Source organism: Mesoplasma corruscae (assembly GCF_002930145.1).
Classification (GTDB): Bacteria; Bacillota_I; Bacilli_A; order Mycoplasmatales; family Mycoplasmataceae; genus Entomoplasma; species Entomoplasma ellychniae.
The window spans coordinates 266,476-280,229 of the sequence record NZ_PHNF01000001.1 but is presented as its reverse complement, the minus strand read 5'-3'; the positions used below and the strand labels follow the sequence as shown (position 1 = coordinate 280,229).

Genomic DNA, 13,754 nt, shown 5'->3' with positions numbered 1-13,754 from the left:
AACATTTTTAATTCTAACAAAAAAACTTAATCAAATAAAAAAATAACTTAAAGTTATTTACTTTTGCTATTTTTATTATTTTCAATAATTTTATTTACTTGAGTCACATATGCTCACATTTTGTGCTTTTTCAGAAATTTATTAAATCCATATCAATTAATTCTTAGTGGTTTTAAATCAACTCTACCAACTGGTAGTCTATCTTGAATTTTAGTTATTTTAGCATTAAGAAGAATATGTTCTTTATTATCAATTAATCTTTTTGATATTAATGGTTTTATCTCATCGATATGCTTAAAAATTTCATCAATGGTTTGATATTTTTCTAATAACTGAATTGCTTGATTGTAATGCAAGTGTCTAACACCCTTAATGTTATCTGATGGATCTCCCATCAAAGCTTTAATATATGAAACCTGACTTGGTTTACATCCAAACTTTTCCAAAACTAATGATTCATCAACAAAAATATGCTCATCATTTTTAGAAATGTTTGTTATAACCTGTGTTTGATCACCAATTAATTGAAAGATATCTTTATCGTTTGAAAGAATATGAACATCATAATCTAATTTAGTTGCTATTTTATTAATAGTTCCAATTAAATCATCTGCTTCATATCTTGGCATCTCATATCAAGGTATATTAGCTGCAGTCAAAAACTCTCTTATAATATCTTTTTGAGGAATTAATGATTCTGGTGTATCTTTTCTTTTAGCTTTATATTCTGGATATAATTCTCGACGTCAACAACCCTGATCCATATCCATGGTCACAATCACTGTATAATAGTTATTCTTATTTACTATCTCAATAATTTTTGCAATAAAAGTATAAATGGCGTTAATTTGAATTCCATCTCTATTTAAAGCAACTTTTTTTCTTTTAAGAGAACCATAGTATCCCTTATGTAGTAAATGATAACCGTCGATAATTAATATCGTGCGTTTTTCATTTATAGTATTCATTTTTTCAAATTCCTTACTTTTTAAGTATAGCAAAATAAAAAATAAAAAAGTTAGACATGATAAATATATTTTTTAAATAATTACATCATTTTAAATTTCTTAGCAACCTCACTTGCAGCTTTCACATAAGCTCTAGTTAAAGGCCCTGCACCCAATTTTAAACCACCATATTTTCTTACAACAAGAATACAAACATTATTAATTTGTGATTTTTCAATTACATTAAAAATTGGTTTACCAGCTGTATTTTTTGGTTCACCATCATCATTCATACCACCATATTCTTGTTGATCAATAAATTTATATGCATAACAATTATGTGTTGCTTTTGCATCTGAAAAATCAGTAAGAAATTTTTCTAATTCTTGTTTATTATGAATTTCGTAAATAAAAGAAGTAAAAGTAGATTTTTTAATAACTAAAGTGTTTGAAATAACGTTTTTTTTGTTTATACTTTGCAAAATAAGATTTCCCCTTTACTTAGTCACTTACATTGATTATAATATTAAATAGTTTTAAACAAAACTTATTTTAAATTTTTTAAAGGAGAATCACAATGGCATCAGATAAACGTTTATTGAAAAATTATGGTAAATTGGCAGATAAAATTATAGCTCTAGAACCAGAAATGAAAAAAATGGATATTGCAGATTTTGCTTTAAAAACTCAAGAATTTAAGGAAAGAATTGGAAATGGTGAAGATGTTGATGATTTATTAATTGAAGCTTATGCAGTTGCAAGAGAAGCAGCTAATAGAGTATTAAAATTGAATGCATATAAAGTTCAATTGCTTGGAGCAATAATCCTTCATTATGGAGACATTGCTGAAATGAGAACTGGTGAAGGTAAAACTTTAACTGGGTTATTTCCAGCATATTTAAATTCACTAACTGGAAAAGGTGTTCATATAGTTACAGTTAATGAATATCTTTCAAGACGTGACTCTGAAATTAATGGTCAAGTTTTTGATTTACTGGGTGTAAGTGTTGGATTTAATGGCTCAAGAATGTCTAAAAATCAAAAAAGAGAAGCATACGCAGCTGATATAACATACACAACAAATGCAGAAATTGGTTTTGATTATTTAAGAGATAATATGGTTATTGAAGCTTCTGATAAAGTTCAAAGAAAATTGAATTTTGCAATTATTGATGAGGCTGATTCTGTTCTTATTGATGAGGCTAGAACGCCATTGATTATTTCTGGTGGAACATCATCAAGAGCTAATTTGTATAAAATGGCAGATAAATTTGCAAAAGAAATTAAAGAAAATGAAGACATTGATATTGATTTGGAAACCAAACAAGTTTATCTAACTGAATCAGGGATGAAAAAAGCTAAGGATTTTTTCACTTTAGAAAATCTATTTGCTTTAGAAAACACTGAAATTTTCCACTTAATTTTAAATGCATTGAAAGCTAATTACACATTTAAAGAAGGTGTAGAATATACAGTTGTAACTGGTGAAGTTGAATTAATTGATCAATTTACAGGACGTATTTTAAAAGGTAGATCATATTCTGATGGATTACAACAAGCTATTCAGGCAAAAGAACTTGTTGAAATTGAAGATGAGACTTCAATTCTTGCAACAATCACATACCAAAACTTTTATCGTTTATATGCAAAACTGTCAGGAATGACAGGAACTGCTAAAACTGAAGAAGAAGAGTTTTTAAAAATTTACAATACTAGAGTTGTTACGTGCCCTACAAACAAACCAATTATTAGAAATGATGAATCTGATTATACATTTGGTACTAAAAATGCAGCACTAAAAAAACTAATAATTGATATTAAAGAAATTAATGAAAAGGGTAATCCTATTTTGATAGGTACTACTAGTGTTGAATCATCAGAGCAAATTTCAAGATACTTAGAAAAAGCTGGTTTAAAATATGAGATGATTAATGCTAAAAACCATGATAGAGAAGCAGAAATTGTGTCTATTGCTGGTGAATTAAAAGCAATTACATTAGCAACAAACATGGCTGGTCGTGGAACTGATATAAAGTTAAATGATGAAGTTAGAGCTTTAGGTGGTTTGTGTGTTTTTGGAGTTGAAAGAAACGAAGCTAGACGTATTGATAACCAATTAAGAGGTCGTAGTGGGAGACAAGGTGATCCTGGTATGTCGAGATTTTATATTTCAATGGAAGATGATTTAATGATTAGATTTGCTTCGCCAAGAGCTAGAAAAAGTTTTTTAAGTTTAGGTGATGATCACATTAAATCAAAAATATTTACTAGAGCTGTTACAAATGCACAAAAAAAACTTGAAGGTTTGAACTTTGATCAGCGTAAAAATGTTTTAGATTATGATAATATTTTAGCTCAACAACGTGAAGTTATGTATGCACAAAGAGATGATATTTTAGAAGCTGAAGATTTAAAAGTTGTAATTAACAAATTGCAATTAACAGTAGCTTATGAATTGATTGAATTAAATTCAGAAGTTATTCATGGAGAAAAAGCAATTAATGCTGAAAAATTAATGAATGAAATTGATGGTAAGTTAGTTGCACATAGACGTTTTTTAATTCCAGATTTTTATAATAAAGAAAAATTCCAACTAGCAAAAGAAATTGCTGATGCAATGCTAGAATTCTATAAAGCAAGAGTTATAGATATTCCAAATGATGTAGTTTTAGAAATGGAAAGAAGAAACATTTTACAGTTTTTTGACAAATACTGAACAAATCATATTGATGTTGCTTCTAAACTTAAAGCCGGAGTATATTTACAACAATATGCTCAAAATAACCCATTATCAATTTATATTGAGCAATCAACAGTATTATTTAATAAAACAAAAGTTGATATTGCTTTTGATGTAGTTAATACATTATCATCAATTGTTTTAAAAGCACCAGAGGTTAAAGAAGAAGTTAAAAAAATTGAAATTACAGATGCCATAATTGATGAGATATTAGAAGAAGTTGGTTTGAGCATTCAACAATTAAATAAAGAAGATATAAATAATAGATTCAACATTCTAATTCCTAAAGCAAGTGATGAAAAACACTTTCAAAAATTAAATATGCAAAGAGATATTTTATTAGGTTTAGTCATTGAACTCCAAAGAAGACAAGAAAATTCTAGAAATCGTACAGTTGATATTTCTGAACAAGAAATGCAACAAATTTTAGCAACTTTAGAAATTAAAGATATTGCAAATATTTCTGAACAAGAAATTTTAGAATTATATGAAAAAAAATTAAAAACAGTTTCAAACGAGCAAGAAGCACAAAAGTTAAATACTTTTAAAGAAATTGCATTAACTTTGAATAAACAAATACAAGAAATAAAAAAAGATATTAATAACAAAAAATCAATTATTGATGACAATAACGATGGTGGTGTTATATCAAAAGCTAAAATTGGATAAGAAAGAACACTAGGCTCAATCCTAGTGGTTTTGTATTTTTACAAAGAAAGAAGGTTGCATGAAATACATTAAAGATAATAAATTTGAATTAAAAAGTGACTTTCAACCATCTGGTGATCAACCAAAAGCCATTAGTGATTTAATTAAAGGAATAAATGACAATAAAAAACATCAAGTTCTACTTGGAGCTACTGGAACTGGTAAAACTTTTACAATGGCTAATGTTATTTCACAAATAAATAAGCCTACTTTAATTCTTGCGCATAATAAAACACTTGCTATGCAACTTTATTATGAATTAAAAGAATTTTTCCCAAACAATAGAGTTGAGTACTTTGTTTCTAACTTTGATTACTTTCAACCTGAAGCCTATAAACCCTCAACTGACTTATATATAAACAAAGATGCAAGAGTTAATATGGAATTAGATATGTTAAGGATGAGTGCAATGAATGCTTTATCAATAAGAAACGACACAATTGTTGTTGCATCTGTTGCTTGTATTTATCCATCACAAAATCCAATTGAGTATGCTTCTAGCTTTTTTGAGTTAAAAATTGGGCAAAAAATTTCAAAAAAAACTCTTTTACTTTATTTAATTAAAACAGGTTATACAAGAAATGATATTGAAAATTTACCTGGTACTTTTAGTGCGAAAGGAGATATTATCAAAATTGTTCCTGGTTGAACTATGAATGCTATGTATCGATTGTCATTGTTTAAAGATGAAATAGAAATGATTGATATGTTAAATGTTACAACTGGAAGTTTAATCGAAAAAATAAGTACTGTAACAGTTTACCCAGCTCAAGCATATGTAACACCAGAAGATAAACTTAAGCAAGCTTGTTTAAACATAAGAGCAGAATTAACTGAAAGAATTCAGGAATTTAAAGATGAAGGAAAATTATTAGAAGCAGAGAGAATAGATCAAAGAACTAGATTTGATTTAGAAAGTTTAGAAGAGTTTGGTTTTGTTTCAGGAATTGAAAACTATTCAGCGCATTTAGATTTTAGAAAATCAGGGCAAACACCATATTCTCTTTTGGATTATTTCAAAGGTGATTTTTTAACAATTATTGATGAATCACATATAATGATTCCTCAAACAAGAGGAATGTATAATACTGATAGGTCTAGAAAAACAACTTTGGTTGAATATGGTTTTAGACTACCATCAGCTTTAGACAATAGACCTTTAAATTTTGAAGAATTCCAGTCAAAATTAAAACAAGTTATTTACACATCAGCCACACCTGGAGAATATGAATTAGAAAAAGTAGATAACAAAGTTGTTGAACAAATAATCAGACCAACAGGTTTATTAGATCCAGTAATTGAAATCAAAAAAACAGAAAATCAAATTGAAGATATTATTGAACAAATACATGAACGTAAAAAAAATAATGAAAAAGTTTTTATTACAACACTAACAATAAGAATGAGTGAAGATTTAACTAGTTATTTGCAAAATAGAAATATAAAAGTAGCCTATTTACACTCAGAACTTAAGACACTGCAAAGATCTGAAATTTTAAATGATTTAAGAAGAGGTGTTTATGATGTTGTTGTCGGGGTTAATTTATTAAGAGAAGGGCTTGACTTACCAGAGGTAAGTTTAGTTTGCGTTTTAGATGCAGATAAACAAGGTTTTTTAAGAAATACTAAGTCTTTAATTCAAACTGCTGGGCGTGCTGCTAGAAATGTTAATGGTAAAGTTATATTCTATGCTGACTCGACATCAACAGCTATGCAAGAAGCTATTGATGAAACCAATAGAAGAAGAACTATTCAAGAAGCTTATAATATTAAACATAATATCACACCCAAAACTATCACTAAAAAAATTACAGATTCATTAATGAGTGATTCGACTAAAAAACAATTATCAATGATCAAAAAATCTAAAAATAAAAAAGGTGTTTATCAAGCAACTATTGATTCTATAAGAGTTGACATGTTACAAGCAGCTAAAGATTTAGATTTTGAAAAAGCAGCGATTTTAAGAGATACAATTATTGAACTTGAAGCGCAAAAAAACGAGGTAAAATAATGCAAGATAAAATAATAATTAAAGGAGCTAGAGAAAACAATCTAAAAAATGTTGATTTAGAGATTCCAAAAAATAAATTAATAGTATTTACAGGTTTATCAGGTAGTGGTAAATCATCTTTAGCATTTTCTACAATTTATGCAGAAGGTAGAAGAAGATATATAGAGTCTTTGTCAGCTTATGCAAGGCAATTTTTGGGAGGTAATGAAAAACCTGATGTTGATTCAATTGATGGATTATCACCAGCAATATCAATTGATCAAAAAACAACATCTCATAACCCAAGATCAACTGTTGGAACAGTTACTGAAATATATGATTACTTAAGACTGCTTTATGCAAGAGTGGGAACACCTTTTTGTGTTAATGGTCATGGAGAAATTAATGCTATAAGTATTAAGGAAATAATTAACAATATTAAATCTCAAACTGTTGAAGATGAACAAGTTTATATTTTAGCACCAATTGTTAGAAGTAAAAAAGGTAGTCAAAAAGATTTATTTTTAAAACTTTCAAATGAAGGTTTTATTAGAATTATTGTTGATGGCGAAATTCGAATGCTTGACGAAGAAATAGTTTTGGAAAAAAATACAAGACATGATATTGACTTGGTAGTTGATCGTTTAATTTTTAAAAATGATGAAGAAATATATTCAAGAATTTACTCAGCTATTGAAATTGCAATTCAATATTCAGATAAATTAGTAAAAATAAAATACCCTGAAACAAAAGATAAGGAAGATAAAACTTACTCAACATCATACTCTTGTAGTGTTTGTGGTTTTAATATACCCGAGCTAGAGCCAAGGTTATTTTCTTTCAATGCACCTTTAGGTGCTTGTGAAGATTGTGATGGTTTAGGAGTGAGATTAAAAGCTGATCCACAACTTATTATTCCTGATGAAAGTTTATCTATTATGCAAGCAGGGGTAGTATATTTTAAAAATTTTTTAGGAACAGATAATTTAGAATGACAAAGATTTAGAACTTTGTGTGATTATTACTATATTGATTTAAACTTACCAATTGAAAACCTTACACCAAAACAAAAAAAAGCTATTTTAAAAGGTAGTGACGAGGCTGTAGAGCTCAAATTAATTAGTAGTAGTGGAAGAAGATATGATTCATATGAGCAAATTGAAGGTGTAGCAGATTTAATCCAAAGAAGATATTTTGAAACTAAATCAGAAGAGATTCGAAAATGATATACAAAGTTCATGTCATCAACAATTTGTGAAACTTGTAGTGGGTCAAGATTAAATCCAACTGCTTTAAGTATAAAAGTAAATAACAAAAATATTTTTGAGTTTACAAGTATGAGTATTTCTGATGAGTTAGAGTTTATACTTAATGTTCAACTATCTGAAAATCAAGCAAAAATTGCTAATTTAGTGTTAACCGAAATAACTAACAGAATTAGTTTTTTAAATGAAGTTGGTTTAGGCTATCTGGATTTAGCTAGAACAGCAACTACTTTATCTGGTGGAGAAGCACAAAGAATTAGACTGGCAAAACAAATTGGGAGTCAATTAACAGGAATATTATATGTTTTAGATGAACCATCAATTGGTTTACATCAAAGAGATAACGATAAATTAATTAACACTCTAAAACATTTAAGAGATTTAGGTAACACTTTAATTGTTGTTGAACACGATGAAGATACAATGAAAGTTGCTGATTGAATTGTTGATGTTGGACCCAGAGCTGGAGAACATGGTGGAGAAATATCATTTAGTGGTACTTATAAAGATATTTTAAAATCTAACAGTATTACAGGACAATATTTATCTGGTCAAAAAAAAGTTGATGTTCCTAAAAAACGCCGTATTGGTACTCAAAGAAAACTGGAAATACTAGGTGCTAAAGAAAACAATTTAAAAAATATAAATGTAACTATACCTTTAAATAAATTTGTTTGTATAACTGGAGTTAGCGGTTCTGGTAAATCAACTTTATTAGAAGACATAATTTACAAAGGTATTCGAAAAAATCTTTCAAGAGAACACATTGCGGCTGGTGATTTTGGAAAAATTAAAGGTTTAGAGAATATTGATAAAGTTATATTTATATCTCAAGAACCAATTGGAAAAACACCAAGATCTAACCCGGCCACTTACACTGGTGTTTTTGACGATATTAGAGACTTATTTACTAACTTACCAGAAGCAAAAATTAGAGGATACAAAAAAGGTAGATTTTCATTCAATGTCCCTGGTGGAAGATGTGAACATTGTTATGGTGATGGTGTTATTACTATATCAATGCAATTTATGCCAAGTGTTGAAGTAACATGTGAAGTTTGTGAGGGTAAGAGATATAACGACGAAACACTTCAAGTTAAATACAAAGAAAAAACAATTTCAGACGTACTAGGTATGACAGTTGCTACTGCTGCACTTTTCTTTGAAAATATACCTTCAATAAAACAAAAATTAGATACTATTTTAGAAGTTGGTTTAGATTATATTAAGTTAGGTCAATCAGCAACTACTTTATCTGGTGGAGAAGCACAAAGAATTAAATTATCAACATATTTATTAAAAAAACAAACAGGTCAAACTATGTTTTTATTAGACGAACCTACAACAGGGTTACATGTTGATGATGTTAAGCGATTATTAGCTGTTTTAAATAGATTAGTAGATTTAGGTAATTCAGTTATTTCAATTGAACACAATTTAGATTTTATCAAAACTGTTGATCACGTTATTGATCTTGGTCCTGGTGGTGGAGTTAACGGTGGTCTTATTGTTGCTCAAGGAACTCCAGAACAAGTTGCTGATGCCCCAGGTTCTTATACTGGTGAATATTTAAAAAGGTATTTATATAATGATACAAGTAAGTAAAGATATAATTGATATTAATCAAAGATTTCAAAAAATATATAATCTAGATAAGGTATTAAACTTATTAAATAACCCACAACAAAATTTACCAACAATATCTGTTGTTGGAACTAATGGAAAAGGAAGCACTTCATTTTTTATATCAAAAGGTTTACTAGAAAAATATAACAAAGTGGGTCTATTCACATCTCCAGCTTTTATTTACCACAATGAGCGAATCCAAATTAATAACAAGTTTATTTCAGATGAGGATTTGAGACACTATATTAAGATTACAAAAAAATATGTTGTTGAATATAAATTAACTTTTTTTGAAATATGAACTTTAATAGCAATATTGTATTTTGCTGACAATAATGTTGATATTATTGTCATGGAAGCTGGTATTGGTGGAGTGAAAGATTCAACTAAACTAATGAGTAATCAATTATTGGTTGTTGTAAGTTCTATTAGTTATGATCACATTGAAGTGCTTGGAACATCAATAGAAGAAATTATTTTCCAAAAAGTAAATATAGCTTATAAAAATGTGCCCTTGATTATTTCAATGGATAATTTAAAATATAAAGATATTATAATAAAAAGTTTAGTAAATAAGAACGCAATAATTTGAGCTGATTCATATGAAGATAAAATCAATTATCAAAAAGCAAATAAGGGTTTAGCTAATAAAGTTTTACAGCATTTTAAAATTAACTATGATTTAAACAATGTTCAACCACCAATTGGTAGATTTACCCAAATTGAATTTAAAGATATCAAAATAATTTTAGATGGAGCGCATAATGTTGATGGTATAAATCAATTAATAAATAGTGTAAACACAAAAGAATGAACAGTTGTGTATGCAAGTATTGAAACTAAAGATTATATAACAATTTTAAATACACTTAAAAACAATTTTGAGAAAGTTTATATAACCAACTTTGAATATTTTAAAAGTTGAGATATTAATAAAATTAATCATAATTTAAAAATAAAGAATATTGAAAACTTTATATTAACATCAAAAGAAAATTTACTTATCTGTGGAAGTTTGTACTTTGTTCCTTTGGTATATGAGTTTATAATTAAACAAAAGTAATTAAAAAAAAGGGGATCTAATATGTTTTATATAATATCTAATGTATGCTTTTTAATAACTGTTTTATTACTTATTATTACAACAACTTATTGACAAAGGTTTTTCTTAAGAAGGGTAAGCATTAAAAATATTATAATTATAGGAATGTTTGTAGCCTTAAGTATAGTCTTAACCAATTTTATTGGGTACGGAATTAGAATTTTAGGAATACAAATGATGTTGGGGAATTTCATAATATTTACTTGTGGAGTTTTATTCGGACCATTTTTTGGAATAGTTTCTGGTTTTTGCTCTGATTTAACTGGTAGTTTATTATTTATTGGATCACCATTTCATTTTGGTTATATGTTATCAAAAGTTTTATTAGGTTTCTTGGGAGGATTAGTATTTTTACCTCAAACAAATAAATTATGAAAATTAAGATTAGTTTTATATTTATGTGTTGGGTTAATGATATCATCGCTTGTAATTACTCCAATATCTTTGGCTTCAGTAAATGGTTGAGAATATGTTTTATTAACATTTCCAAAAAAACTAATAATTATACCTTCGCAAACTATTGTATATTCGATTCTTTCGTTTTCAACTTTGAATATTTCTTATATCTTATTAAAAAGTGAAGCAAATAAAATTTCTAGGCCCTGATTTTTAAAAAATCAAAAAATCAAAGTTAGATCTTAATTAAAAAAAACAACCTTAATGAAAAAATCCAAAAAGTTTCTTTAAAAAGATTTTTTTATTTTAGCTTTATTTTAGAAATAAAGAGTATACTTATTTTATAAACTATAAAAAGGAATTTTATGAAAAGAACTGGTATAACAAAACTTGGTGCAGCATGAATAACACTAATTATAAGTATAACAACCCTATTTCCATTTATGGTTATTTTAAGTATTTGAGGTAATGAAAAATTTAAATTAGCTGACCCTATTATATTTTCTATATTTGCTATCTTAGGTTTTATTTATTTATTAGGTTTTTATTTATTCAAAAAGAAAATTATTAAGTGAAAACATATTAAATATATTTACCCAAATCGTAAACCTACAGAATATAAAGATATGTTTTATTTAAATGTAATAAGTTTATTTTTCAATGTTTTTTGGCTTGGCATAGGGCTAATAACATTATTATTCTTTTTTAAAGTATTTCCTAATGACTCTTCTTTACAACAAAATTGAATTCTTTTATTTTTAGGGTTTTTATGATTCTTTATAGGACTTATAGGACTTATTTTTAGTATATTAACTCTTGCATTTTATTATCAGTTCGATTCTAAATTATGAAAATATATTAAATACCTTTCTTTTTTTAGTTTTGTTTTTGGAACTTTTTATAGTGTTTATGAAACATTTAATTATAATGATCAACATGAAAAACAGCATGAAAATTAAGATTTAGCCTTGATAGAAAAAAATTTTAAAAGTAACCTAAATGTAATTTCATTTTTAAGTTCAATTCAGTTATCTATATTCTTCATTTAATTATTTGTCTACAATTTTTGTATGAAGTGCATTTACTTATAATAATATTGTTTTAATATCTATAGGAATTTTATTTATCATTTTAGAAATAGTATATTTCGTTTGCTGTCTTTTAAAACAAAAAATATGCTAATTAAAAACATTTTTAAAAAATCATTTAATCTACAATAAATCAAAAAAAATAAAATATAAAATTAACACACTTAATTTACATTGGATGTGTGTTTAATATAATTAATAGTTTAAGTTTGTTATTCAGTTTGTTTTTTATAAATAATTTGTCACAAATTAACAGAATAGTCATGATATTTTGGTTGGTGATTTCGCTAGTATCTTTAATTAGTACTGCAACTTGTATATATATTTCAATTTACAAAATAGAAAAAGTTTATTTAATTAAATATGTAATTTTACTTAGTTTCTTTTTTGGAACAATTTATGGAATTTATAATATTGGTAACAAATTAAGTAGATCAGTTTTCATTAAATAAGAACTTACAAAATTAAATTAGATAAAAATACTAAAATATTTTGCTACAAAATTTAATTAATAAAAATGAAAAAAATAAATCCATATATAAAATTTAATAAGTTTTTTTAAAGAATATACAACCTTAAAGAAATTACAAAATTTTGTTAAAAAGGTTGTTATTTTTATGCCAAATTAATTGATTCTAAATTAAACAAATAGTTTTAGAAAAATATCAAAATGAAAAAACTTTTAATTCAATTCTAAAAACTTTCATTAAAATTAGGCTATAAAGTTACAAAAATCTCAGTTAAAAATTATAAATAATCATAAAACAATTTCAAAAAAAGAAATGTGGGTTAATTCTATTTATAAATTAAAAAATTAAAGAATATTCTGCTAAAAAAACCAATTAGATTTACGTAAGTAAAATGGTATCTTTAAGGTTGTTAATGATCGAATAAGATTTTTATTTTATATTTTCTAACATTATAGTAAAATTATAAAAAGAAACTAAGAGGATAGCGATGTCACATTTTTTTATTAAAGACTTATTAGAAAGAATTAAAATGCAAGTGTTAAGTGGTAAAGATCATTTAGACAGAGAGATTACAGTTTATGGTTTAAATAGAGCGGGTTTAGAGTTAACTGGTTTTATAACATTAAACGAAGATAAAAAACACAAAAGAGCTATTTTATTGTCTTCGAAAGAAAGTGAATACATGAAACAGTTTAATGACCAAGAAGCATTTAGTAAATACGAATTGCTTTTACAAATGGGGTCGCCTGTAATTATAATAACTAAAAAATTTAAAGATATAAGACTAGTTGAAGTTGCCAAAAAATACAATTTTCCTTTACTTCAAACTAATAATCCTTCGACAAGTGAGGTTACTCAAAAAATATTAGATGTATATGATATCTTTTTTGCGCCATCAATTGAAACTCATTCAACTTTAATGAATATTTTTGGTAAAGGCGTTTTAATATTTGGCCAATCAGGAATCGGTAAATCAGAAGTCTCTCTTGAATTAATGAAAAAAAATCATTTATTTGTAGGGGATGACAGAATCATATTAACTAACAAAAATAGTGAATTATTTGGTAAGTCTCACCCAATGCTAAAAAACCTTATTGAAGTTAGGGGAATTGGAATTATTGATGTATCTAAAATCCAAGGGCATCAGTTAATAATGGATGAAACAAAAATTCATATGGGAATTGAGTTGTTTAAATTTGATAACAAAGAAGCAGATACAACTGATAGATTAGGTAGTGATTGATATAAAAAAGAGTTTTTAGGAATCACAATCCCTTACTTAAGTGTACCTGTTAGTGCTGGTCGAAATTTAGCTAACATTATTGAATCTGCTGTTGGTCAATTAAAAGTTCAAGATGCTGAACCAGATTTTGATATTATAAAATTACTAGCTGAAAGAAACAAATAAACAAAAGAAGA

Annotated in this window: 9 protein-coding genes; 7 read left to right on the top strand and 2 right to left on the bottom strand. The window is 26.5% G+C overall.

The window, feature by feature from the left end; genetic code table 4:
• Positions 1-53 precede the first annotated feature (53 nt).
• Both MCORR_RS01315 and MCORR_RS01310 read right to left on the bottom strand, forming a co-directional pair.
• Positions 54-968: a 5'-3' exonuclease gene (locus MCORR_RS01315; RefSeq protein WP_104207800.1), complete on the bottom strand. Its 915-nt coding sequence runs from the start codon at positions 966-968 to the stop codon at positions 54-56.
• 80 nt (positions 969-1,048) lie between these two features.
• On the bottom strand, positions 1,049-1,429 hold the full coding sequence (locus MCORR_RS01310; protein ID WP_219818477.1) for an IMPACT family protein: 381 nt from the start codon (positions 1,427-1,429) through the stop codon (positions 1,049-1,051).
• Between the two features lie 95 nt (positions 1,430-1,524).
• On the opposite strand from MCORR_RS01310, the gene secA reads away from it, so the two are divergent.
• The 7 genes from secA to hprK all read left to right on the top strand — a co-directional run bounded on the left by secA (position 1,525) and on the right by hprK (position 13,743).
• Positions 1,525-4,356 carry a preprotein translocase subunit SecA gene (gene secA / locus MCORR_RS01305; RefSeq protein ID WP_104207799.1) on the top strand — a complete coding sequence of 944 codons (2,832 nt, stop codon included), beginning with the start codon at positions 1,525-1,527 and terminating at the stop codon, positions 4,354-4,356.
• A 58-nt stretch (positions 4,357-4,414) separates the two neighbouring features.
• Positions 4,415-6,409, top strand: a complete 1,995-nt coding sequence (uvrB, locus tag MCORR_RS01300) for an excinuclease ABC subunit UvrB (RefSeq protein WP_104207798.1) — start codon at positions 4,415-4,417, stop codon at positions 6,407-6,409.
• Positions 6,406-9,258, top strand: a complete 2,853-nt coding sequence (uvrA, locus tag MCORR_RS01295; RefSeq protein ID WP_219818482.1) for an excinuclease ABC subunit UvrA — start codon at positions 6,406-6,408, stop codon at positions 9,256-9,258. The genes uvrB and uvrA overlap by 4 nt, the downstream gene beginning before the upstream one ends.
• Positions 9,242-10,342: a bifunctional folylpolyglutamate synthase/dihydrofolate synthase gene (locus MCORR_RS01290; RefSeq protein ID WP_104207796.1), complete on the top strand. Its 1,101-nt coding sequence runs from the start codon at positions 9,242-9,244 to the stop codon at positions 10,340-10,342. The genes uvrA and MCORR_RS01290 overlap by 17 nt, the downstream gene beginning before the upstream one ends.
• Positions 10,343-10,363: 21 nt before the next feature.
• Positions 10,364-11,023, top strand: a complete 660-nt coding sequence (locus MCORR_RS01285) for a folate family ECF transporter S component (RefSeq protein ID WP_104207795.1) — start codon at positions 10,364-10,366, stop codon at positions 11,021-11,023.
• Positions 11,024-11,142: 119 nt separating this feature from the next.
• The gene (locus tag MCORR_RS01280; protein WP_104207794.1) at positions 11,143-11,736 is read left to right on the top strand and encodes a hypothetical protein; all 594 of its coding nucleotides are present in this window, start codon (positions 11,143-11,145) and stop codon (positions 11,734-11,736) included.
• 1,086 nt (positions 11,737-12,822) lie between these two features.
• The gene (gene hprK / locus MCORR_RS01275; RefSeq protein WP_104205934.1) at positions 12,823-13,743 is read left to right on the top strand and encodes an HPr(Ser) kinase/phosphatase; all 921 of its coding nucleotides are present in this window, start codon (positions 12,823-12,825) and stop codon (positions 13,741-13,743) included.
• Positions 13,744-13,754: the final 11 nt, after the last annotated feature.